This is a genomic window from Ruegeria sp. CDSC054 (assembly GCF_059610645.1).
Genome location: NZ_JBXWOA010000016.1, coordinates 1 through 20,871, shown reverse-complemented (window position 1 = coordinate 20,871; position 20,871 = coordinate 1). Strand labels below are relative to the sequence as shown.

General features: G+C 56.0%; 24 protein-coding genes and 1 pseudogene. 10 read left to right on the top strand and 15 right to left on the bottom strand.

The window, feature by feature from the left end:
* Positions 1 to 21: 21 nt before the first annotated feature.
* The 10 genes from AC2FGC_RS21315 to AC2FGC_RS21270 all read right to left on the bottom strand — a co-directional run bounded on the left by AC2FGC_RS21315 (position 22) and on the right by AC2FGC_RS21270 (position 7,556).
* The gene (locus AC2FGC_RS21315) at positions 22 to 330 is read right to left on the bottom strand and encodes a hypothetical protein (RefSeq protein ID WP_496783385.1); all 309 of its coding nucleotides are present in this window, start codon (positions 328 to 330) and stop codon (positions 22 to 24) included.
* Between the two features lie 19 nt (positions 331 to 349).
* A complete protein-coding gene (gene hflC, locus AC2FGC_RS21310) occupies positions 350 to 1,369 on the bottom strand; it encodes a protease modulator HflC (RefSeq protein WP_010442286.1) in 1,020 nt (339 codons plus the stop codon).
* Positions 1,366 to 2,433: an FtsH protease activity modulator HflK gene (gene hflK / locus AC2FGC_RS21305; protein ID WP_496686527.1), complete on the bottom strand. Its 1,068-nt coding sequence runs from the start codon at positions 2,431 to 2,433 to the stop codon at positions 1,366 to 1,368. Before hflK ends, hflC begins: the two co-directional genes overlap by 4 nt.
* A gap of 75 nt (positions 2,434 to 2,508) precedes the next feature.
* The gene (locus tag AC2FGC_RS21300) at positions 2,509 to 3,000 is read right to left on the bottom strand and encodes a hypothetical protein (RefSeq protein ID WP_496783383.1); all 492 of its coding nucleotides are present in this window, start codon (positions 2,998 to 3,000) and stop codon (positions 2,509 to 2,511) included.
* Between the two features lie 16 nt (positions 3,001 to 3,016).
* Positions 3,017 to 3,475 carry a hypothetical protein gene (locus AC2FGC_RS21295; RefSeq protein ID WP_496783381.1) on the bottom strand — a complete coding sequence of 153 codons (459 nt, stop codon included), beginning with the start codon at positions 3,473 to 3,475 and terminating at the stop codon, positions 3,017 to 3,019.
* An 8-nt stretch (positions 3,476 to 3,483) separates the two neighbouring features.
* Positions 3,484 to 3,870 carry a hypothetical protein gene (locus AC2FGC_RS21290; RefSeq protein WP_299893133.1) on the bottom strand — a complete coding sequence of 129 codons (387 nt, stop codon included), beginning with the start codon at positions 3,868 to 3,870 and terminating at the stop codon, positions 3,484 to 3,486.
* A gap of 38 nt (positions 3,871 to 3,908) precedes the next feature.
* The gene (locus tag AC2FGC_RS21285) at positions 3,909 to 4,175 is read right to left on the bottom strand and encodes a hypothetical protein (protein ID WP_496783379.1); all 267 of its coding nucleotides are present in this window, start codon (positions 4,173 to 4,175) and stop codon (positions 3,909 to 3,911) included.
* A 958-nt stretch (positions 4,176 to 5,133) separates the two neighbouring features.
* Positions 5,134 to 6,258 (bottom strand): SLC13 family permease, encoded by a 1,125-nt coding sequence (locus AC2FGC_RS21280; RefSeq protein ID WP_496737232.1) that lies wholly within the window; start codon positions 6,256 to 6,258, stop codon positions 5,134 to 5,136.
* A 429-nt stretch (positions 6,259 to 6,687) separates the two neighbouring features.
* On the bottom strand, positions 6,688 to 7,134 hold the full coding sequence (locus tag AC2FGC_RS21275; RefSeq protein ID WP_282121129.1) for a hypothetical protein: 447 nt from the start codon (positions 7,132 to 7,134) through the stop codon (positions 6,688 to 6,690).
* Complete coding sequence (locus tag AC2FGC_RS21270) at positions 7,131 to 7,556, bottom strand: hypothetical protein (protein ID WP_282121130.1); 426 nt, start codon at positions 7,554 to 7,556, stop codon at positions 7,131 to 7,133. Before AC2FGC_RS21270 ends, AC2FGC_RS21275 begins: the two co-directional genes overlap by 4 nt.
* A gap of 326 nt (positions 7,557 to 7,882) precedes the next feature.
* Between AC2FGC_RS21270 and AC2FGC_RS21265 the strand changes: the two genes are divergently transcribed.
* The 7 genes from AC2FGC_RS21265 (at position 7,883) to AC2FGC_RS21235 (ending at position 12,860) form a co-directional block, all read left to right on the top strand.
* Positions 7,883 to 8,152: a hypothetical protein gene (locus tag AC2FGC_RS21265; protein WP_299665506.1), complete on the top strand. Its 270-nt coding sequence runs from the start codon at positions 7,883 to 7,885 to the stop codon at positions 8,150 to 8,152.
* A gap of 43 nt (positions 8,153 to 8,195) precedes the next feature.
* The gene (locus AC2FGC_RS21260; protein ID WP_282121132.1) at positions 8,196 to 8,582 is read left to right on the top strand and encodes a hypothetical protein; all 387 of its coding nucleotides are present in this window, start codon (positions 8,196 to 8,198) and stop codon (positions 8,580 to 8,582) included.
* Positions 8,579 to 8,785, top strand: a complete 207-nt coding sequence (locus tag AC2FGC_RS21255; RefSeq protein ID WP_298854938.1) for a hypothetical protein — start codon at positions 8,579 to 8,581, stop codon at positions 8,783 to 8,785. Before AC2FGC_RS21260 ends, AC2FGC_RS21255 begins: the two co-directional genes overlap by 4 nt.
* A gap of 996 nt (positions 8,786 to 9,781) precedes the next feature.
* Complete coding sequence (locus AC2FGC_RS21250; RefSeq protein WP_233494631.1) at positions 9,782 to 10,915, top strand: N-acetyltransferase DgcN family protein; 1,134 nt, start codon at positions 9,782 to 9,784, stop codon at positions 10,913 to 10,915.
* Entirely contained in the window at positions 10,912 to 12,030 is a 1,119-nt protein-coding gene (locus tag AC2FGC_RS21245; RefSeq protein ID WP_282170941.1) for an alanine/ornithine racemase family PLP-dependent enzyme, read from the top strand. The genes AC2FGC_RS21250 and AC2FGC_RS21245 overlap by 4 nt, the downstream gene beginning before the upstream one ends.
* A gap of 165 nt (positions 12,031 to 12,195) precedes the next feature.
* Positions 12,196 to 12,333 carry a hypothetical protein gene (locus AC2FGC_RS21240; protein WP_282121136.1) on the top strand — a complete coding sequence of 46 codons (138 nt, stop codon included), beginning with the start codon at positions 12,196 to 12,198 and terminating at the stop codon, positions 12,331 to 12,333.
* Positions 12,334 to 12,671: 338 nt separating this feature from the next.
* A complete protein-coding gene (locus AC2FGC_RS21235; RefSeq protein ID WP_113788272.1) occupies positions 12,672 to 12,860 on the top strand; it encodes a hypothetical protein in 189 nt (62 codons plus the stop codon).
* A 78-nt stretch (positions 12,861 to 12,938) separates the two neighbouring features.
* Here AC2FGC_RS21235 and AC2FGC_RS21230 read toward each other — a convergent pair whose 3' ends face one another.
* Positions 12,939 to 13,673: a Crp/Fnr family transcriptional regulator gene (locus AC2FGC_RS21230; RefSeq protein ID WP_496707542.1), complete on the bottom strand. Its 735-nt coding sequence runs from the start codon at positions 13,671 to 13,673 to the stop codon at positions 12,939 to 12,941.
* Positions 13,674 to 13,827: 154 nt separating this feature from the next.
* Here AC2FGC_RS21230 and AC2FGC_RS21225 point away from each other — a divergent pair, with 154 nt between their 5' ends.
* The 3 genes from AC2FGC_RS21225 to AC2FGC_RS21215 all read left to right on the top strand — a co-directional run bounded on the left by AC2FGC_RS21225 (position 13,828) and on the right by AC2FGC_RS21215 (position 17,351).
* A complete protein-coding gene (locus AC2FGC_RS21225) occupies positions 13,828 to 14,070 on the top strand; it encodes a hypothetical protein (RefSeq protein WP_282121138.1) in 243 nt (80 codons plus the stop codon).
* Positions 14,071 to 14,100: 30 nt separating this feature from the next.
* Positions 14,101 to 15,330 carry a fatty acid desaturase gene (locus AC2FGC_RS21220; RefSeq protein ID WP_496707540.1) on the top strand — a complete coding sequence of 410 codons (1,230 nt, stop codon included), beginning with the start codon at positions 14,101 to 14,103 and terminating at the stop codon, positions 15,328 to 15,330.
* A gap of 248 nt (positions 15,331 to 15,578) precedes the next feature.
* Positions 15,579 to 17,351, top strand: a complete 1,773-nt coding sequence (locus tag AC2FGC_RS21215) for an SLC13 family permease (protein WP_496707538.1) — start codon at positions 15,579 to 15,581, stop codon at positions 17,349 to 17,351.
* On the opposite strand, the gene nhaA is transcribed toward AC2FGC_RS21215, so the two are convergent.
* The 4 genes and pseudogenes from nhaA to AC2FGC_RS21195 all read right to left on the bottom strand — a co-directional run.
* On the bottom strand, positions 17,348 to 18,703 hold the full coding sequence (nhaA, locus tag AC2FGC_RS21210) for a Na+/H+ antiporter NhaA (protein ID WP_282121140.1): 1,356 nt from the start codon (positions 18,701 to 18,703) through the stop codon (positions 17,348 to 17,350). The two genes, AC2FGC_RS21215 and nhaA, sit on opposite strands and share 4 nt — an antisense overlap.
* A gap of 350 nt (positions 18,704 to 19,053) precedes the next feature.
* Positions 19,054 to 19,404 (bottom strand): class I SAM-dependent methyltransferase, encoded by a 351-nt coding sequence (locus tag AC2FGC_RS21205; RefSeq protein WP_367180567.1) that lies wholly within the window; start codon positions 19,402 to 19,404, stop codon positions 19,054 to 19,056.
* Between the two features lie 66 nt (positions 19,405 to 19,470).
* The gene (locus AC2FGC_RS21200; RefSeq protein ID WP_299665490.1) at positions 19,471 to 20,022 is read right to left on the bottom strand and encodes a recombinase family protein; all 552 of its coding nucleotides are present in this window, start codon (positions 20,020 to 20,022) and stop codon (positions 19,471 to 19,473) included.
* A gap of 130 nt (positions 20,023 to 20,152) precedes the next feature.
* Positions 20,153 to 20,794 (bottom strand): annotated as a pseudogene (locus AC2FGC_RS21195) (Tn3 family transposase); the annotation flags it as partial.
* Positions 20,795 to 20,871: the final 77 nt, after the last annotated feature.

Here is a 20,871-nt window from a genome sequence, read left to right as displayed (position 1 = left end):
CACAAGGCGCAACGTTTTTCTTTATTGGCCCAACCGACCCGAGCGTGCATATTTGGGCGTCATGAAAAACAAATAGTGAACATGTAAACCAGTTGCCATTCGTTGTGCCCCAAGCGTACCGATAAGACGCGAGGTGATTTCAACGGACAAACTGGACTTTTGCGTTTGCGGCGGATGCACGTGCCGAAAACCCAAAACTTTGAACCTATTAAACGCGGATGGTGTGGATGACGTTTGCTCCCAAACACCGCGTTTGCGGCATCGGGTGTCGGTCGCAATCTGGCGTTCGGCGCTTCGCGTTTCGTCCAAATCCACCGGTTCTTCCGTCATCTCTTTGTCCTCCGATTCATCAGCGTTCGGCCGCAGCCGTCAGGCCGGGAGGGGGAGGAGATGTACTTCCAGACGGCTCTCCGGCCTCCATTCCTCTCAGAAACCTGAAAAGTTCGCTATCGGTTGTCAGGACCAGCGTCGTTCCGCCTGAAATCATGTCCTTGTAGGCCTGCATTGTCCGGGTAAACGCATAGAATTCGGCTGCTTGGGCGTCGATGTTGTAGGCTTTTGCGTAGATCGCAGCCGCCGAGGCGTCAGCCACGCCGCGGATTTCCTCGACGGCGCGATACGCTTCGGATTGTATCTTGTTCAGATCGCGAACCCGGTTGCCGCGAATTCGCGCGGCTTCGCCATTGCCTTCGGAAAGAAAACGTTCAGCGATCTGGCGACGCTCGGAGATCATGCGGTCATAGATCTTCGGACGCACACTCTCATTGTAATTGATCCGCTTGAAACGGATATCGAGAAGCTCGATCCCAAATACACGAACCTTCTCTGAGGCGGCTGCGAAAATCTCCTGTTCTACAAGTGCGCGGCCTTTCTGGATAGGAACCAGAGAACCTATGTCCTGCGCACGCTCCTCATCGGTTAGAAGCGTGTCCCGCAGCGGGATCCGGCCTTTCGTAGTCCGGATAATCTCTATCAACTCGTGTTTGGCGACGGCATTGCGGGTTTCGCTGCCGAGAATATCGTCTAGTCGGGATTGCGCGCTGCGCTCATCGCGCAGCCGCAGGAAATATTGCAACGGGTCGGTGATTTTCCAGCGGGCGAAAAGATCGACGGAAATGTAGAGCTTGTCCTTGGTGGGCATGTCGGACGGATTGCCATCCCACTCAAGAACCCGGCGGTCGATCCGGTTGACTTCCTGAACGATGGGCAGCTTTAGCTTTAAGCCGGCCGTTATAACTGGTTCTCCCACGGGTTTGCCGAATTGGGTGATAATGGCCTGTTCGACTTCGCCAACTGTGTAGAGGGAACCGGAGGCAATCACGCCAACTGCAGCCGCAATCCCTGCAATGAGACCCAGTCTGATGCTCATGACGGGTCCTCCTGAAGCCTGTCCAGGTTCAAAAGCGGCAGGATGCTCGTAGTCGATCCTTCGACAATGATTTTTGACAGGATTGTGGGCAGAACATCCTGGAGGGTTTCTATGTATATCCGCCGCCTCGTGACCTCTGGTGCCTTGACGTATTCGGCCAAAAGCGCGGTGAACCGCGCAGCGTCGCCTTCCGCCTCGTTGATGCGTTTCAGGCGATAACCGTCAGCCTCTCGAATCCGCTGATCTTTCTCGCCCTCGGCCAGCGGAATGACTTTGTTGTACTCGCGGCGCGCCTCGTTGATCAGGCGTTCCTTTTCCTGCTGTGCCTGGTTGACCTCATTGAATGACGCCTGAACAGGCCCCGGCGGGTTGATGTTCTTCAGCTGCACCTGGTCGATACTGATGCCCATGGCGTATTTCGTGGACAGAGCCTGCATCTTAAAAAGTGCCTCGCTCTCGATCTCTTGCCGGCCGATGGTGATGACCTCGTCAACCGTGCGGTCTCCAACGACCTCGCGCATCACCGACTCAGAGACGTAACGCAAAGTCGCGCTTGGCTCGCGTACCTCGAACAGAAACTTCAGGGGATCCGAGATCCGGTATTGCACCACCCATTCCACAAGCGCGGCGTTCAGATCTCCCGTGACCATTTCGGTTTCACGTCGGCCGTCTGACGGGCTTTGGAAGGGATCACTCCTGCCCGGCGTGGTGAATCCGAATTCCTGCTTCAGTTGCCGTTTCACGGGCACCAGTGTGGCAACGTCGATGCCAAACGGGAATTTGAAATGCAGGCCAGGCGAAACCTCAGCAGTGTATTTGCCAAAACGCTGGACAACGGCGACCGAGTCGCTCGGGACTGTGTAATAAGAAGACCAGGCTGCAACCGCCGCCAAGACTATCGCTCCTGCAACCAGTACCCCTCTCAGAGGCGGCCGCCCTTCAGGGAGTAATCCGCTCAGGCGGTCGCGGCCTTGACGAAGAAGATCGTCAATCTCGGGAGGATTGCTCTTCTGTTTGCTTTGCCATGGCCCACGGTCTTCCGGGCCGCCGTTCTGGTCGGGCATATCGTTTTCTCCCTTGCTCGTGCGAACCGGCACCCGGCGCAGACCCTGGCGGTCGGCGGGGTAGATCCACGTGTCTTATTCCCTCTGTGTCGGCATTCCTTCGTTCTCCGCAGCCTGTATTTGTGAGTTTTCTTGTGGCGATGTACCTGTTGTATCCGCATCCCGTGCCTCTTTGTCCGCCTGAGATGCGCGCCCGCCCGCGTAGAGATGCCGAAGCTGCATCTCGGAAACACCGTCGGCCTCCATCACCAGCCGAACCATCGGGTCTGCGAGCATCTCTTCCAGGAAAAGTTCTGCCAGATCTTTTCCGGTCAGCTTGTCCTTTGCCAGGGCGTCATCGAGGTCGGCCAGTGAAACGGTCAAGGTTCTCGCCAGGCCGGGGTGGGATGACCGAGAATGCAGTCTCACCGCTACAGATGCTTTCCAGACTTCCGGGTGCAGATGGTCGGGCGGTGAAGACAGTTCCGTTTCAATATCGTACTCTCCTGCCGGAAGCGTCTCGTCGAAGCCAGGCACACTGAAAGGCCGGGCGAAAACCGCAATTGACTTTCTGACTAGCTCGTTCATAGGAGAAGTCCTCTCATCAAAGCGACAAGCGGGCCAAGGCTGCGGCTGCCAGAGCATTGCCCTTGTCGTGGTAGTCCCCGTGGAATACGCCATCCACCTTGACCTCCCAGATCCCATTCCTCTCTCTGACACGGACACGATCAGCTTGCGCAGTGGGATAATAGGGGTGTGTCGAAGTTTGTCTCTTTTCCGGTTGGTGCAATGGCTTAACGAGTACGCTGGAGCTCGCCGCCTTTGGCAATTGCGTTTCTCCAAGGGCCATCACGGCGCGAATAAACTCCTCCGCGTAATCATCCGCGTTCCGGTGGTCATGCTCGTGCCGCACCATGGCCATCGGCTCAACAAAACGCTTCTTAAGGTGCTCAACAAAACGCGGTTCCGTGTGCGACATGTAAGCAATGAGCGACTGGAGAACCCGTTCATGGGCTAGAACGCGCCGTTCAAGATCGGTTGTTTCAGGCAGAGGTGGTGACATGGCGCTGCTCATCCTTCATTGATCGTGTTTTCCGGACGCTCCGGTGACTTGTTTACGTCAAGGGCTGCAAGGCAGGCTTGCGCGATGTCCCGGTTCGGGGTCTCTGTGCCTGGTACCGTCGCCCAGCCAGCCGTCATGAGGGCCTCTCGCTGCCGGAAGGTAGAGGCTGCCCGGATCGCCGCCATCTTGGCAGCCCGTTCCGGATCGGATCGGGCCATGTCCAGACAGACAGGCACCAATGCGGTGGCAACATGTTCACGGGCCATAGCCACGGACCTGTCGTTCGAGGTTCGGCCGGTTACCCAGCCGCCCCAAGAAAATCCAGCTACACTAACAAGTACCGCGCCGATGACGGCGCCGTAGAGGCCGGGTTTAAGCCATTCGGGAGTGTTCATTGTAGTTCCTCCAGCGGCAAAGCGCCGCCTCGCTATCGTCAGATGTCATATTGAATGCCGCGGCTAAGTGCCGTTTCCAGGTCGGTCCAGGTAATTGGCCGCATTTCTGTTCGGCCCAGCGAACGCCCCTTGCCGTTTATAGTCAGGAAAATCGCTGTTCTGCGGTATTCCGTGAAACTCAGCGTCTCGATAAGTTCTTCCTCAACCAATACTTCGTATTCACCGGCAGGCAGCTCGTCCGAATATCCGGATAGGGTAAACGGGCGCGGGAAGGTCACGGTGGATCTGATTGAACGCAGCGCCATCCCCGGTCTCCGCGATGTATACGTGCCTTCCGCGCTGCAAGGGCTGCCGTATCCTGATTGCAGAGAGGTAGCCTGCATTTGCGGTCATCATACATTATCCCAGAACCGGGCGATGCGCGCTGACCCATGTTAGCGCCGCTGGGACCCGGGCCGTGCCGGCGAACCTTGGAGCTGCCCTGATGCTTGACTTCAGAGGTTTGGACACCGGCTGATCTGCGTCAGCGCGTGCTCCAGACGATGCAGGTATGATCGAAACAATCCGAAACATTTTGATCTTGCCAGAGGAGGCCTCGGTCAGTCGGCACGTTCGCTCCCAAGGTCCGAAAGCACTGAAAAGGAGGAAATGGTGATGCCCGCAGGTGGCATTCTTTACCCGCATAGCCCTGAGTTCGATCGGTTTTTGCTAGCTTTCGTTGGTGAGGATCGGAAGGGCAATGCTGTTACGGTACTTTCGGCCCTTGCAAGGCTAGAACTCGAACCTTGGGAAGAGGCAGATCCCGATTTATTGGATGCTGATTGCACTCATGGGCGCTCTGATGCTTGCGCGGATCTTTTATCTGGCTCAAGCGGGCTAACCTGCGTCAGTACGAAGGCGCTCTGAAATCCGTTAGGTGACATGTGTCCGCTGTGTATTTGGTTGGCATTTTTTTTGAGTACCTGAGGGGCGCGGGGAACATGGAGCTCCCCAAAAGGGCTGTATGAGTCTCGTGCTTCTTATTCTCGGACCGTCCAGGAAAGGACATTCCAATGAATGATGAAGACCAGAGTCTGGAAAACCACACCGTCAAGCACATGGCCTCCGTCAAGGCCGCTTGGGACAAAGCGCCTGAAGGTCCAAAAAGGCGACGACATTGAAACACTATGCCAAGGTATTAGTCTGGTAGCCAACAGGCGTAGCAAAGTTTGTACTCGCCCCAAGTATCACCGCAACAACAAAGGGCCGCAGGTCAATGCCGTACTATTCGGCAGGGCCGATTGCGAACGGGGTCACCACGACGGCAACAGCGTTATTGGTGACTGCTTCGGTCAGCACCAAGGACAATAGGTAGACCGCAGCAAGCGTTACAATTGGAGGCATTCCGTCTAGTGCCGGGGTTACGCTTTTGACGATCAGGCCAACGGCCCCAGAGTTTTGAAGACCTATCCCCACAATCAACATTGAGAAGATCAGGACAAGAACACCTGCGTCGATGGAACTCCAGGCCTCGTTGCTGTCGATGCACCGCAATACGAGGATGGTCGCAATGGCGATGAGAGCAAGCACACTGACCTCGGCTATCCTAGCGGCTGCAAGGACCACGACCACACACCGCGCCAGGAGAGCGAGCGGCGCTTTCTCGCGGCGGAAAGCGCGGCCTCCGGCATCCGTGATCGCTGCGAGATCGCCAGCCTCGGTCATCTGCGCAAAGCCTTCAAGTGTTCCCTCCAAAAGCAGCGTATCAGCCGGACGCAGGAGTGCCGTTGACAAGTCAGGTCCAATTGTTTCCCCGTGCCGGTGGGCGCCAATAACGCGCATGCCATAGCGAGTTGGGCAAATTCGCACACCACGACTTCGACGGGAAAGGGTAACGATAGCCTCAGCGACTATCAGGTCGATGACGGTCTCGGGGACTGGTCCTTGACGCAAACTAACTTCGCTACTTTCGATCCTACGGAGGGTGAGGAGTTCCGATGTCGTCACCTTGGCAATGATCTTGTCACTTGGCTCGAGAACGTGCTCATTCAGGCGATCGCGCTTTACCCCGGATCGCGACCGGACACCAATGATCTCCATGCCTCGCCGGTTCAGGTCAAAAATTCCGCCCATGCGCTGACCCACGCCCAGATAATCCTCCCACGGACGAAGCTCTGTGAAGAAGGCTGTTTCATTGTCTGCGCCCAGTCGTGCAATATCCCCGCGATCGGGCAAAAGAAAAGGCCCGAGCATGAGTAATGCCAAACCGCCCGTGGCTGCCGCAACCAAACCGACCGGAATAATTTCGAAAATTGAAAGGGGCTCGATTCCCGATGCCTGCGGCACACCATCAACCAGCAAATTGGTTGTATTCCCGATAAGTGTGCAAGTTCCTCCAAGAACCGCCATGTATGATTGCGGGATCAGCAGGCGTGTTGCGGCAAAAAATGAGGCTTCGCGCCAATCGAATGGCCACCGGGATTAAGACAATGACGACCGGCGTGTTGTTCATCATCAAATCTGAGGCGATTAGGTACAAAGCCAATATTTGGGCAGCTATCAGAAAGACCGAAAGGAAATCGAGTATCAACATATTGGTTTTTCCTTTCACAATGCGCAGTGGCTGGTGCTTTGGACCCGATGCAAACACACTCCTTCAGGAAAGGAGGAGGACATGCCCGAAATCTGCGAGATCGACGCCCACAGATTGCACTGCGCCGGTGCTCGAACATGACAAGGCATTTAAAACCTGCACAGGTCGTACCAGCAGTTATTTTCTTCATCTCTATCAACTGTCGCCGATCTGCAAACCTTGTTTCAGCCCGCGGATTGGACGGATCAGGACCAAACGAATTTGGTGAGCAATTCAGTCGGGATCACGGGTGTTTGCTGGTGCGAAATCCTAAGCCAATTGTCCTCATCTTGCAAATATGTGGACGCGCAGAGTGCCTCATAGATCGGCACGCCGGCCTTCTCGGCCGAAACGCGATACGCGAGCATTGCAATGCTGCCGCGAAGCGTCGTATTGCGGTCGGTCATCACAACAGATCGCCAGCCTGTATTCCGTTGCAAGTGGTCCCAGACCTGTTCGCCTTGAAGGATGCCGGGCGGAAAGGGAAAGATCATGACGGCGTTCTGTGCAGTCGTCGCGCGCGCGCTATCTAGACCACTAGTCCAGAACCTCTCCTCAAGGCTCCAAAGGAACGCGTCTTCGATCGCCGACGTGACCTCAGGTCTCTCAATCGATCGCCGGTGGTCCACGGGCGCTTGATGGGCAGAGGTCATTCGTCTGATCCTGGCGAATTGATGAACAGCATTTGTATCAGGACGAAGACGATCGCGAGTATCGTCCAGATTGCACCGCTGGACACCAAGCGACCATTGGCAACTGTCGAGCTCACCCGCGTCAGAGGAGTTACTCGTGGGCTTTCCGGAAGCAACAGGCTCAATTCCTGCGCGACGGCATTGTGGTCCTGCTTTAGCTCGGGAACGTCCCTGAATTTCGAAAGGAGGATCTCAAGCCGCGCGCAGGCTTCTTCCCGCCGCAACTTCACGAGTTCGGCGGTTTCGTTCCAGGGATCGAGGCCAAGACGTGCAAGCGCCGAGAGAACCGTCACGACATATCCGTTCCGGTCTTCGCCGACAGGTGCATAGAGAAAGCGTTCGAATTCAGGTGGGCGAGTACCCAGTGCTTTGTTTTCAGCCATCTTTATTCTCCTCTTTTATTGACGGTCAGCTCTTGACCAGTACGCACCGGGCAAAACGAAGTTCTGGACGCACACAGGTGGAGCATTTTCAGATTTAACCAATTTTACGCGATCGCTCGTCGCGGTGCCCTTACACAGGTCAGTCCAGTTGGCGGTCCAGGGGCCTTCGGTAGATTGCATTCCGGTGGCCGAGACTAACATGCGTCAGCGCCCGTCGAATGATCATGAGATACAAGGAGGGAGTTCGTTCGACCATGTAGCCCCTGGAATCTGGTGGTGAGTGACAATGGCGCGGGAAAGACCCGCAGACAGTCTGGAGGTCGGGGATGAGCACGCGATCGTCGAGATCGATGGTGACTTTTGCCAATGCGTTTGTATTGCCGGGCTACTCGGACGAGCTGGCCGCAGGCGAATATGAAATCGTCGTCGAAGAAGAGCTTTTGCAAAGCCTCAGCTTTGAGGCCTTTCGCCGGACTGCGACCTACTCGGTCGTCCATGGGAAAGGGAGCCAGATTGGTCGCACCGAACAGCGTCCAATTACCGAGAAAGACCTAGAAACGGCGCTGCGCCGGGACCGGCGCATTGACCCAGACTGAAAAATGATAGCGAGGCGGCGCTTTCTCCGCTGGAGGATTCGAAATGAACACTCCTGAATGGCTGAAACCTAGCATCTATGGGGCCGTGATCGGTGCGGTCTTTGTCGGTGTGGTTGGATTTTCATGGGGCGGTTGGGTGACTGGCGGAACCGCAGATACCAGAGCGACGGCGATGGCTCGAAACCAAGTCATAGCGGCGATGGTGCCGGTCTGCCTCGATATGGCACGCGTGGATCCGGATCGGGTTGCACATATTGACACTATTCGAAAAGCCACAACCTACAAACGCCGCGATGCCGTCATGGAGACAGGCTGGGCAACCATTCCGGGCACGGATGTTCCGGACCGTGACATCGCTCAAGCTTGTCTTGCCGGCCTTGACGTCGACAAGCCGCCGGAACGCGCGGAAAACACGGTGGAAAAGGGATGAAACATGCCACACCAAAACCGTTGGCTGAAATGGCGCTGCAGAAGCTGTCTTTTGTGATGACGATGGCCGTTCAATCAGCGGAACTGACGGGACACCCTATCCAAACTATCGAGAACGAAGACGTGCCACCACTACGAGACGAACGGCCTGAGTCGTGGCGCACCCAACAGGACCTTAACAGGGCAACTGAAACCCAAGAATAAAAGCCGATGCCATTAGGTCAGAAGGGAGCCAGTTATGACACCTAGAAAATTGCCCAAAAAGAAACCGTCAGAACGGCTTTCGGTAAGAATGTACATTCTGGCTGGTATCTTCGCGTCATTCGCATTCCCTGTGTTCGCACAATCTGCAGACGCCCTCATGCCTGAGAATGCACACTCCAGGAGTTACGGGGACGGATGGGAATGCGACCGATCCTACCGGATCGAAGACGACCTTTGCGTCGCCATTATAGTCCCTCAGAATGCTTACGCAACAAACAGGACCTATGGCAGGGGCTGGGATTGTTTGCATGGATTTCTAGAAGAAAATGGCCTGGCTTGTGTCGAAGTACCCGTACCCGAAGGCGGATATCTCGCCTCTTCAGGAAAAAGTTGGCGGTGCCTGCGCGGCTTCGTGAAAATTGACGAGACTTGCCTGGAAGTTGCAGTACCTGACAACGGGTACCTGTCGGGCGAGTCTTATGGTGATGTTTGGGTTTGCAATCGGGGCTATCGGGCCGAAGGTGAGATTTGTGCCCCAATCATGGTACCAGCCAATGCCTTTCTGAATGGATCGTCTTATGGGCAACCCTGGACATGCGAGCGCGGGTACTTCCAGCGAGTTGGCGCTTGTGAACCGGTTATTGTTCCCGAGAACGCTTACTTTGACGATGCCTCCCATGGACAAGGTTGGAAATGTGACCGCGGGTATGCGGAAACTGCCAGTGGATGCGTTTTCATAGACTTACCGGCCAACGCCCACTTGGACAGGGCCGGAAACCGCTGGGAGTGCCACCGAAATTTCCAGCGATCAAAGGGCGTTTGCGTTCTGAACAACTAACGCGAAGCCTGCTGATCCCAAATCAGGCGTCACTTCGTTGACCCTGGTGGCTTCATTGTCCCGGGTTTGGCTCGACATAGAAAGGAACAGACATGAAAACGGAAGATCATTTAGCGCAAATGAAGAGACCGGTCGCAAGAGCAGCACAGGCGCCGCCGATGGAACTCTCAATTTGTCCAGATAACCCTCCTAAGATAATCTCTTATGACGCTCCAACCGCCACCGTCTATTGTGAAGGGAATTTCGGCAAGACTGACGGCAAGACTGCAAACGGTCTAGTCCGGTTTTCGCAGGTCTTTCGTGTTCTGTCAGTAATTGACAGCACTCTAGAAGGGCGTGACAGCGGCGAGGTTCTCGATGGTATCGACAACGGCATTCCAGTGCATGGCGATCTTAGCGCGGCCATCGCTCACGAAGCGGTAGCCCCAGACACTCTGATCTATGGAATGGCACCGTCCAGTGGTACATTGTCCACGGCAGACAGAGGCGTTGTTCTGGACGCGATTTCGTCAGGCATGAATATCGTCAGTGGGCTACACGAATATCTCGGCGACGATCTCGAAATTGGCTCAGCCGCCCAGTTTGGATGTGTTACCATTCGGGACATTCGGAAGCCGCAACCTAGCAAGAACATGCGTCTGTTTGACGGCTGCGTTGCAGATGTTGAAGCGATCCGTATCGCTGTGTTGGGCACTGATTGCGCAATCGGAAAGCGGACCACGGCAACTTTGCTGGCGAATGCCCTGAATGAACGGGGGATCAAGACGGTTTTGGTCGGAACCGGTCAGACCGGCGTGATGCAGGGAGCCAAGTATGGTATTGCCTTGGATGCAGTGCCGCCTCAGTTCTGCTGTGGCGAGCTTGAGCGTGTCATTGTTGCGGCATCCGAAAAGGAACAACCAGATGTCATCCTAATTGAAGGCCAAGGCGCGCTCAGCCATCCGGCTTTCTGCACATCAGCATTCATTCTTCGCGGTAGCCAGCCACACGCCGTCATTCTGCAACACGCCCCCAAACGGACCCACCGTTGCGATTTTCCCAACATGCCGATGCCCGATCCGCGCCTCGAGATAAAACTTATCGAAGCTTTCGCCAAAACGAAAGTGATTGGTGTCACGCTCAATCATGAAGGAATGACGAACACCGAGGTGGAAACAGCCATCAGGGGCTTTTCACGCAACTTCTGTCTCCCAGTGACTGACGCTCTGCTCCGACCAGCGGCGCACTTGGCAGAGTTGGTTCTTTCTGCCTATCCCCAGTTGCGGCCATTGCCGCGTGTGGTTGCCGAATGACGACGCCGCGGATCGAAATCGACTTGTGCAAGATCCGCCAGAATACGCGCTTTCTGGTGGACCGTCTTGCTTCGCACGGGATCAGTGTGACAGGCGTGACAAAGGCTGTTTGCGGTGACCCAGCCGTCGCCCATGCCATGCTAGAAAGCGGCGTTTCCCAGTTGGCCGATGCCCGGGTCGCGAACGTAAAGCGCATGCGTTGCGCCGGCATCATCTGCCCAATATCCATGATCCGCTCTCCTTTGCTGAGCGAAATCGATCAAATCATCGAGACCTGTGAAACCAGTTACAATACAGAGATTGACGTTATCGCGGAACTTTCCGCAGTCGCGCTACGCAATGGCGAGGTGCATGGCGTTATCTTGATGATTGAGATGGGAGATATGCGCGATGGGATAATGCCAGAAGATCTTGAGCGTATCGCGACATTGGTGATGAAGATGCCTGGCGTAGCTCTCAAAGGTATTGGTGCCAACTTCGCCTGCCTGGGCAACATTGCTCCAAACGCTGATGCAATGGATGTCGTAACGACGCTCGCATACGAAATCGAGGGCGCTTGCGGCCCATTTCTTGAGACCGTATCAGGAGGCAGTTCCGCCAATTTACCTTGGGCTTTGGATCTACCGACAAAGGGGCGTATCAACGAACTGCGCCTGGGCGAGGCGATCCTGTTGGGCACCGATCCCGTTTCCGGCGAGCAGATAGATGGGCTTCATACAGATGCGTTCACTCTTGTGGTCGAGGTGATCGAAACAAAGTTCAAGACAAGGCCCTTTCCCTTGCGTCTGATTGATCCGGCTCTTTTGGCGTTGCGTCTTGTGCAGGATAGTTCCAGCAAGTCCCGTTCGGTTCTTGCTGTCGGGCTGCAGGACACGAATGTTGGCGGGCTGAGCTTTCCTACGGACATCACATTTGTCGGCGCGACGAGTGATCACACTGTCACTGAAACCTCCAAATGCGCTTTGCAGGTTGGGGCCGAAATCAGGTGTCAGTTGAACTACGGTGCGCTCATGAGGGCGATGAACGCGACCGATGTCGAAAAGGTCTTTGTCAGTGAAACAACTTGGAACGGAGCTGTGATAGAACCGGATCGTGTGCATCCAACGGTGATATAGGCCGATGAGCTCAAATTGAGGCAGCATCAAATCACGATAGAGGAACCGATCTCTTGGTAGCCCATAGTAAATCGGGTCTCCAACACCTATATGTGCACTAGCCACAAGTGAATTTTATGTTCCATCGCGAGTTCGAAATACTTGTTGGCAATCAAAGGAAAAAGCGTGTCTTTCAAGGATCTGACGATCAGAGCGGCAGCGTTGCTGAATTCGAAGGCTGCTGAAGACTCAGAAGTCGAACCCAAACTCAAACCTGCCTTCATCGGCCCGGAACAGGTCAAGTCTGACCCCAAGAAATTATGAAAATCCGGTAGGTCTGAACGGTGTCGTCACGTTAACCGTCGTTCGGTTGCCGATGATATGATTTGGACGTAGGTGACATTGATGAATTCAACATCCATCAGCTACAAGCGTCACCGATTTCCCCCTCAGATCATTACCCACGCGGTGTGGCTTTATCCCAAGCTAACCTGCGTCAGTATTGCGGGGCGGAGAAGATGAGTACATGGCTTCGTGCCTGCCGAATCTCCGGCGGCACTCATTTCCGAGCAAAATAGAAGCGCGTGAAGCGTGCGGTTCTTGAAACGAGCCGCATTGCCCAGCGTTTCCTATTCTCGGAATGTCCAGGAAAGGACATTCTAATGACGCCTGAACAAACCAATGTCACCGAGAAGATGACCTCGGTCAAAGCAGCTTGTGACAAAGCACCTGCCGGTCCCAGAAAGGATCGGGCGCTGGAACACTACCAGGCTGCCGAGAAAGCGCACGAGGCGAATAACTACGACGAGACGGACAGGGAACTCAACGCGGCTGCAGAAGAGATTATCTGACTTATCTCGTCTTATTACTGACTTATCTCGTCTTAGAAGAAAATCAGGCCGCCCAAGTTTAGCGAAGGGCGGCCTCCTTCATTTCAAAAGTGAGCCGGTCTGATCCAGATACGCCGTATCGAAACCTGAAATGGCCACCAATCCGTCATAGTCGTCGAACGTCACGCGGCCGTCCTGAAAGGTCAGCAGCCGTTTTTCGCGAAGCTGCCTCAAAACACGGTTCACATGGATGGCGCTTAAGCCGAGTGCATCAGCAAGATGGTACTGCGTCAAAGGGCAAGCGAATCCTTTCTTGCTCCCCATTCCGACCAACCTCAGCCGTTCCGCCAGTTCCAAGAAGAAATGCGCCATGCGCGAATCTGCGGCGCGTCGGCCAACCCCAACGAGGTGTTCGACGACCATGGCTTCGTCCCGTGATGCTGCCCAGAGAACGGCTGCCGCCAGGCGAGGCGTTTTCTCGAATGCTTCCAGAAGGTCGCCCCCCAGAACCTCCACCGCCTGAATGTCCGTGACCGGTTCGAAACTGTGGTCGGAGGTGCGCAGAAGGACGCTGCGCAATCCAAGAAAATCCCCTGGTATCTGGAAGTCTACGATCTGTCGGGTTCCATCCGGCTGAAGCTTGTAGGAACACACCCAACCAGCGGCCAGAATGTAAGCGGCCTGATCCGACTGCCCCTGATGCACAAGATCACGCCCCGCGGTGAAGGAACGGCGGCGCAGATGCAAACGCTTCAAAACGTCCAATTCATCGTCAGACAAGGCGACGAAGACTTGCAGCTTCCGTGTCAGCGGGCTTTCAAAGATATCTGTCATCGGGGCCTCACAAGCCGGAAAAGCTCCAGGCGCAATCGTGCAGAGACTGCTTTCGGTTAGCCCAACATAGCCTTTTTTCTGCGAAGATGCTTGTGATAAGCGAGGCCGCCCGGTCGCGCGTTACTTTAACCGTTACCTGGAAGGAAGTCACAAAATGCGTAGCGAACAGGACTTCTCGGGAATGGCGGCCCTCGCAATCTGCGAGTCGATGCTGCTGGCGATGAACGATCACAAGCTTCTCGCAGAACGTGAGATCATGGGTATCCTTCGCGATGCTGCAAAGACGCATGAAACCGCGGCTGTAACTGATGGAGAGATAGAGGCGCATCGGTCCGTGGCGGTTCTCATCAACCGGATCATTGCTAGCGGGAACTCCGTTCGGAGGCCGCCGGGATGACACATAATTTCAGCGAGATAGATATCGCCCATGCCGTTTTCGTCCAACTCGAATAACGCACGGGGCCAACAGCCCGACCAGCAGGACATGCCGGGTAGCATGGGCCACCAAGACGGTAGCATCCAAACCGACATGCAGACTGCCGGATCTGCCTCGACCGCGCGGCAAGCGCGGGTCCAGCCAGGACCCTTGCCCGTCACGGGCGGGGCACCCAGCGCGGGATACCCCTCCGGTGTAACCGGTCCAAGACAGGAAGAGGCGCGGCTGACCGCATCAGACTGGACACGAACCCTGATGAAGTACCGGCAGCCAATCCCCTCTCGCAGTATTTTCGAACTGACGGTCACGCTCGCGCCTTTCGTGGCAATATGGGCGGTTGCCTGGTGGGTGCTCTCGATCAGCACCGCGTTGGCACTGGCTCTCGCGTTGGCGAATGCAGCCTTCCTGCTCCGGCTGTTCATAATCCAGCACGACTGCGGGCATGGTTCCCTGTTCCGCGACCGGCGTCTGTGCGATTGGATCGGTCGCGTGATCGGCGTTATCACGCTGACACCCTACGACGTCTGGCGCAAGACCCACGCGATCCACCACGCCACGAGCGGAAACCTGGACCGGCGGGGCATCGGAGACCTGCCGGTGCTGACAGTCAGGGAGTACCGCGGGAAGGGATGGCCCGATCGTACGCTTTACCGCCTGTTACGCCATCCGGTTTTCCTGTTCGGGGTGGTGCCGTTCTACACGTTCTTCCTGCACAACCGGCTGCCAGTACACCTGATGCGGTCCGGCTGGCGCTACTGGTTGAGTGCGATGGCGACAAATGTTGCCATAGGCCTCACTCTGACAGTGATTGTCTTGCTGGGCGGTTGGGAGGTAATGCTGTTCGTCTTCCTGCCGACGATGCTTCTGGCCGCAATAGCCGGCATGTGGTTTTTCTACGTGCAGCATCAGTTTGAGGAAACCAGCTGGCGGCACGAGGAAGACTGGAACATCCGGGACGCGTCCCTTCACGGCAGTTCGCACTACGCTCTGCCCGGCATCCTGCGCTGGATCACCGGGAACATCGGAGTCCACCATGTGCATCACCTGGCCAGCCGCATCCCGTTTTACCGTTTACACGACGTGGTCAAGGATCACGACGTCCTGGCACAGACCAGACGCATTACGCTTTGGGAAAGCTTCCGCTGCGCGCGACTGCACCTTTGGGATGAGAAAAGCCGCAGATTGCTGTCGTTTGCAGAGGCCCGGGCACTTCCCACCTGAGCCTTGCGTAATATTGCCACTGGTCAGTGAATTGGTGCGTTGGATAGGAAACTGGGAGCACCTCAATAGGACATTTGTTGCTCCACGGACGGCCACATCTGCGTCAGTAGGGTTTCTTTCTGAGCCAGTATTGTCGGGACAATTGGGCTGATTATTCAGTTGTCGCTCTATTCAGGAAGGTGGATGCTGCGACCGGCATATCGTCAGCGGCAAAGGTATGAATGAAGGAGGGCGGACAGATTGAGCTCATGGCCGACTATGAACCCTATCTTGCGCTCGCAATTGTCATCCTTCTGTTCGCAGCATTTCTTTCCGAGCGCTTCGAACCGGACGTAACCGCTGCGGGGGCCGCCGCGCTGTTTGTCGTATTGGGGTTTGTCCCCACGAATGAAGTTCTGGCAGTGTTTTCGAACCCTGCACCCATAACGATCGCCGCGATGTTCGTAATCAGCGGCGCGCTGGTCCGAACCGGGTTTCTCGACGCACTTGCGAACAAGGTTGTCGCCGCAGGGAGCAAGCGCCCGGTCGCCGGTATAGCGGCGTTTCTCATCGCGACGCTAGTCGCCTCGGGTCTGATTAACAACACGCCGGTCGTCATCGTCCTCATACCGGTGGCCATTCGTTTGGCGCAGAGCCTGGGCTTTGCCGCGACACGCCTGTTGATTCCGCTATCCTACATGTCCGTCCTGGGCGGGACGTGTACTCTGATCGGCACGTCGACCAACCTTCTGGTGGACGGCGTTTCCCAGGCGTCTGGCTTGGAACCGTTTTCAATTTTCGAGATCACACCGGTCGGTCTGGTGGCCGCGGCCACAGGCGGTGTGGCGCTCCTCCTGCTTGGACCTGTCCTACTGCCGGACCGAAAGGATATTGCGGAACAGGGCGGCGACGATAAAGCGACTTTTTTGACCGAGGTACGCCCGCAAGAGGACTACCCGAATATTGGTCGAACGATTCATGAAATCGCCGCCCTCAGCCGAAGAGGTGTTGAAATCGTCGGCATCCGTGCGCGGTCTGGAGTCAAGAGAGAGGGATTGAGTGAACACATACTCGAACCGGGCGACAGGATCATTGCCAAGGTTGCGACATCAGAACTGCTCACCCTCAGGAAACTTGAAGGGATCGAAGTCGGGTTGCGCCAGGGGCCAGAGGCCGAAAACACCTCGGAGCTGATCGTCGCCGAAGCTATCGTGACGCTTTCACGCCGAAGCCGCGGAGTGCGCATTGCCCAGCTTGCCATGGGGCACCGATACGGCATGCGTGTTCTTGGCGCCCACCGACATGGGGAAGTGCTTGGACCCGACCTGTCGACGGCGCTTTTGCGCCCCGCCGATACACTGCTTTTGGAAGGAACGCCTGAAGGCTTTGCCCGAATGACCGAGGCGGGCGATCTTGCCGCGATCACAGATGCCGGGGGGCGCGCCTTCCGCCGCGGGAAAGCGCCGCTAGCTCTGTTCGCGCTTTTCGCGGTTGTGGCGCTCGCCGCAGCCGGGTTCGCCGAGATCAGCGTGCTTGCCCTTGTCGCGGTCGCTGCCATCCTCGTGCTCCGGTGCATCGACAGCGGCGAAGCCTGGGCGTCCATCGACGCCAGCGTCCTTGTGCTGATCTTTTCCATGCTAATCGTCGGAAGCGGTATGCAGAATGCAGGAGCTGTCAACCTGATCGTGGAGACATTGGTGCCGACTCTCGTAGAGTTGCCCCTAATTGTTACGCTCGCTGCGATCTACATACTGTCTTCGGCGCTCACCGAGGCGGTTACCAACAACGCCGTTGCCGTCGTCGTTACACCTCTCGCGATCGGTGTTGCGGAACAACTCGGTGTCGACGCAAAGCCGTTCGTCGTCGCTGTGATGTTTGGCGCAAGTGCAAGTTTCGCCACTCCGGTCGGCTATCAGACCAACACATTGGTATATGGCGCAGGGAACTACAGGTTTTCCGACTTCCTCAGGATCGGCGTTCCGATGAATCTTATCGTCGGCGCAGCCGTGGTCGGGGTGATCCCGGTATTCTTCCCATTCTAGGGTATCCGGTCTTGATCTGCGGTACTTGTAGCGCATTTTGCGCGCGCTGCATGAATTGTCAGCAGGAGCAGCATGAGGATCCCGACCGTTGCGGCAATAGCTGATCCTGAGAGAATTCCAAGCTTTGCGGCATTCAGCGTCGCCGGATCGAAGGCCAAACCCGCTATGAACAGCGACATCGTGAAACCGATACCAGTTAGAAACGAGCCGGCCAGAATTAACGGCCCCGACAGGCCCGGCGCTAACACTGCCAGGCCCAATCGGACAGCTAGCCAGCTGAACCCGAAGACGCCGATCGGTTTTCCTAACACCAGGCCGACAATTATCGCTAAGGAGACCGGTTGTTCGAAATCGGCACCCTGAACCGTGATGCCGGCATTTGCCAGCGCGAAGATCGGCATGATTGCAAAGCCGACCCAAGGGTGCAGCATTGTCTCGAGCCGTTCGACTGGCGAGAGTGCCTCCGTGACCGCTCTGCTTGCTTGACGCAGGTTATGGCGGGTTGCGGTACCTCCCTGCTGCCGATAGCCGGCCGGAACGGCGCGTAGGCGCCCAAGGATTGCATGCAGCCGGGCATCGCTTACCCATATGCGCGTCGGCGTCATAAGGCCCAGAATGACCCCTGCGATGGTCGCGTGAACGCCGGAGGCGTCGATGCATAGCCAGACTGCCGCACCGAGCAGAAAATAAACCGGGACACTTCTGATCCCGACGCGCGAGGCGCCTGCGACGATACCAATTCCCAGCAGACCCAAACCGAGCGCCGACCAGTTCAACGCTTCCCCGTAACCGAAGGCGACTACGAGAATTGCGCCGATATCGTCAAAAATGGCCAGAGAAAGAAGGAACAGACGCAAGGTGGACGGGATCCGCCTTCCGAAAAGCGCCAGGCACCCAATCACGAACGCCGTATCGGTTGCCATCACGGTTCCCCAGCCGTGCGCCCCGGGCTGCCCGGACATCAACAAATGATAGAGCGCGACCGGCACCACCATGCCGCCCAAAGCGCCCGCGAACGGCAGGGCGGCCTGTCGCGGGTTTTGCAATTCGCCCAGTACGATCTCGCGCTTGAGCTCCAGAGAAAGCACGAAAAAGAAGAGGGTCATCAGCCCGTCGTTGATCCAGTGTCGCAGCGAGCGGGTGAAATCGAACGAACCGAATGTCAGGCCAATAGGGGTCTTCCAGAAGCCCAGGAAGCCTTCTTGCCAAGGCGAGTTTGCCAGCGCCAAAGCCAGCAGAACAGCCAGGAACAGGAGCCCACTCGCGGCCGCTTGGATCTCTAGGAAGCGTGCGAAGGGTTTTGTTATTCTATCGGCGGGCTCTTGGGGCAGGCTTTGATGATTGTCTATCATGGGACAACTACGCCAATTCGGGTGAAAAGAGACTACGCCATTGAAGCGTGGACGCAATGACCACGTGGATCAATGTCTGGCTATGCAGGAGCCATCCACGCAGGATATTCACCAGCAGGTTTTTCAGTTTCTGAGAAACAGACAATGCGGAAACGGTTGATTAGGCTTCACAAATTAAGGAACAGGTTAGCATCCGGCATTCATGAAGCCCCGGAGTTGGTTCTTTGTCATTTCCCCGCGAACGGCTCCGAACAATAGCTGGATCGTCACCAGAAGTCGTTTGTCAGACTTCGGTGCTTCGGCTCTTTCCTTGAGCCAGCTGTGACTTTCCAAAGTTCAGTCCGCTTCACTCAGAATTTTGAAACCAGCGGCCAATAGATGCGTGGACATTTCCTCGGGTGTCGCGAGATGACTGATCGAAGGTTCTGAAGCCTAAGGTGCCGGATACAAAACTCACCGCCTTCTCCCTGCAAAATGTCATAAATTCTAAACCTTGCGCCGGATTTGAGAAAACGTCGCGCCTCGGCATAGACCGTAGCCTTTTCCGGGACGTTCATAGCGACGTGAACTGGAACCGCACCATCGAAATGGCTGTCGGGAAAAGAAAGGTCTGTTGAATCACCCTGAAGGAACACGGTTTTGTCGCTCAAGTTGACCCCTTCCGAAATCTCGTTTGCCGCATCGTATAACTCTTGCGTCAAATCCAACTTCCTTGGCCGGTATCTTCGATCCGAAGACTTCCACCGCGCGAAACGCGAAGGGCTGGTTCAGACGTCTGTATCAGCAAGCGCCCGGTATACGGTCATTCTTGAAATCCCTAGTTCACGCGCGATCTGGGCTTTTGCGGTGCCCTCGCTCGCCAATCGCCGGATTTCCTCATCATCTACGGATTTCCGCCGCCCCTTGTAGACACCTTTACCTTTGGCGGTGTCGATCCCAGCACGCTGACGGTCGCGGATAAACTTCAGCTCCATATCGGCGACCATACCGAGAACGGTGATGACCATGCGACCCATATCTCCGGCGGTGGTTACGTCCGGTTCAAGAACACGAAGTGATGCGCCCTTGGCGTCCAGCTCATATACCAAGTTCAGCACGTCACGCGTGGAACGACCGAGGCGATCTAGGCGATGCACAACCAGCTCATCCCCTTCGCGCAGAAATTCTATCACTGTAGCCAATTCAGAACGGTCATCACGGGAAGCACCAGAGACTGTTTCGGATCGAACGATCTCACAGCCTGCTGCTCTCAGCGTGGCTTTCTGGATATCAAGATCCTGGCTTGATGAGCTGACGCGAGCATATCCAATCTTGGGCATAGCAAATTGTCACATTAGGGTGGTTCCCACTCTGATAATGTAACAATATGCTGTTGACTACTCATTTGTGACATCTTGGCGTGCCACATCACCCTGTCTCCTGCGGGTGTACCCTTTTGTGACGCACGGATCAGGCGGCCATTGCTCCGAAGTCGATCCGCTTGTGTAGGTCAACATCGAACCGGCCATAGGGATTGATGTGGGAATAGATCAGTGGCGTGAGACCGTGGTAATCCCGCTCAGACAGGCGGGTTGCCCATCCCGGTTCTGACAACACGGATTGCACCATGCGCGTGTTTACATAGACAAGGGATGCCTGAAGCAGATGCAAAGCATGGGCGGAGATTTCCTGATCGGCAATCCGGTTGCTGGAAATCTCGCCGCCTTTGCCAAAGAACACGAAACCATTGGCGCTGTTCCAGTTCTCCACCACATTCAGCCCTTCATGAATCTCGCGGCGGAAATCCTCGGATCGAAGATAACGACATAGAAAGATGGTCTTGATCGCTCGCCCGAGCTCAGCGAGAGCCTTATAAGTTGGATGCATCACATCAGCGCGGGCGAAACGACGCAGGATAGCTTCCGGATCGGCCGTGCCGTGCTGCATGGCCGAAGCGTATTTGACCATTTCGTCGTACTGTCTTTCGATCTCGGCCCAGTCAACAGTGCCGGACAGGATCGGTAGCAGGTTGGGCAGTTGTCCCCGCATTGCGGAATTCGGTAAGGCCAGCTTTTGTCGGGCGATGGCCTTCAGACGCGGGGCCAGTTCGAAGGATCTGTTGCAAACTTTTGACCATTGACCTTTGTGGTGCTAGCGCCTGGGTAGCGAACGGCATTACCCAGTTGAAG

Bases quoted from the DNA above. Each gene is read 5' to 3' on its own strand.
- AC2FGC_RS21315 (WP_496783385.1), bottom strand. From the start codon at position 330: ATGACGGAAGAACCGGTGGATTTGGACGAAACGCGAAGCGCCGAACGC.
- hflC (WP_010442286.1), bottom strand. From the start codon at position 1,369: ATGAGCATCAGACTGGGTCTCATTGCAGGGATTGCGGCTGCAGTTGGC.
- hflK (WP_496686527.1), bottom strand. From the start codon at position 2,433: ATGCCCGACCAGAACGGCGGCCCGGAAGACCGTGGGCCATGGCAAAGC.
- AC2FGC_RS21300 (WP_496783383.1), bottom strand. From the start codon at position 3,000: ATGAACGAGCTAGTCAGAAAGTCAATTGCGGTTTTCGCCCGGCCTTTC.
- AC2FGC_RS21295 (WP_496783381.1), bottom strand. From the start codon at position 3,475: ATGTCACCACCTCTGCCTGAAACAACCGATCTTGAACGGCGCGTTCTA.
- AC2FGC_RS21290 (WP_299893133.1), bottom strand. From the start codon at position 3,870: ATGAACACTCCCGAATGGCTTAAACCCGGCCTCTACGGCGCCGTCATC.
- AC2FGC_RS21285 (WP_496783379.1), bottom strand. From the start codon at position 4,175: ATGGCGCTGCGTTCAATCAGATCCACCGTGACCTTCCCGCGCCCGTTT.
- AC2FGC_RS21280 (WP_496737232.1), bottom strand. From the start codon at position 6,258: ATGGCGGTTCTTGGAGGAACTTGCACACTTATCGGGAATACAACCAAT.
- AC2FGC_RS21275 (WP_282121129.1), bottom strand. From the start codon at position 7,134: ATGACCTCTGCCCATCAAGCGCCCGTGGACCACCGGCGATCGATTGAG.
- AC2FGC_RS21270 (WP_282121130.1), bottom strand. From the start codon at position 7,556: ATGGCTGAAAACAAAGCACTGGGTACTCGCCCACCTGAATTCGAACGC.
- AC2FGC_RS21265 (WP_299665506.1), top strand. From the start codon at position 7,883: ATGAGCACGCGATCGTCGAGATCGATGGTGACTTTTGCCAATGCGTTT.
- AC2FGC_RS21260 (WP_282121132.1), top strand. From the start codon at position 8,196: ATGAACACTCCTGAATGGCTGAAACCTAGCATCTATGGGGCCGTGATC.
- AC2FGC_RS21255 (WP_298854938.1), top strand. From the start codon at position 8,579: ATGAAACATGCCACACCAAAACCGTTGGCTGAAATGGCGCTGCAGAAG.
- AC2FGC_RS21250 (WP_233494631.1), top strand. From the start codon at position 9,782: ATGGAACTCTCAATTTGTCCAGATAACCCTCCTAAGATAATCTCTTAT.
- AC2FGC_RS21245 (WP_282170941.1), top strand. From the start codon at position 10,912: ATGACGACGCCGCGGATCGAAATCGACTTGTGCAAGATCCGCCAGAAT.
- AC2FGC_RS21235 (WP_113788272.1), top strand. From the start codon at position 12,672: ATGACGCCTGAACAAACCAATGTCACCGAGAAGATGACCTCGGTCAAA.
- AC2FGC_RS21230 (WP_496707542.1), bottom strand. From the start codon at position 13,673: ATGACAGATATCTTTGAAAGCCCGCTGACACGGAAGCTGCAAGTCTTC.
- AC2FGC_RS21225 (WP_282121138.1), top strand. From the start codon at position 13,828: ATGCGTAGCGAACAGGACTTCTCGGGAATGGCGGCCCTCGCAATCTGC.
- AC2FGC_RS21220 (WP_496707540.1), top strand. From the start codon at position 14,101: ATGCCGTTTTCGTCCAACTCGAATAACGCACGGGGCCAACAGCCCGAC.
- AC2FGC_RS21215 (WP_496707538.1), top strand. From the start codon at position 15,579: ATGGCCGACTATGAACCCTATCTTGCGCTCGCAATTGTCATCCTTCTG.
- nhaA (WP_282121140.1), bottom strand. From the start codon at position 18,703: ATGATAGACAATCATCAAAGCCTGCCCCAAGAGCCCGCCGATAGAATA.
- AC2FGC_RS21200 (WP_299665490.1), bottom strand. From the start codon at position 20,022: ATGCCCAAGATTGGATATGCTCGCGTCAGCTCATCAAGCCAGGATCTT.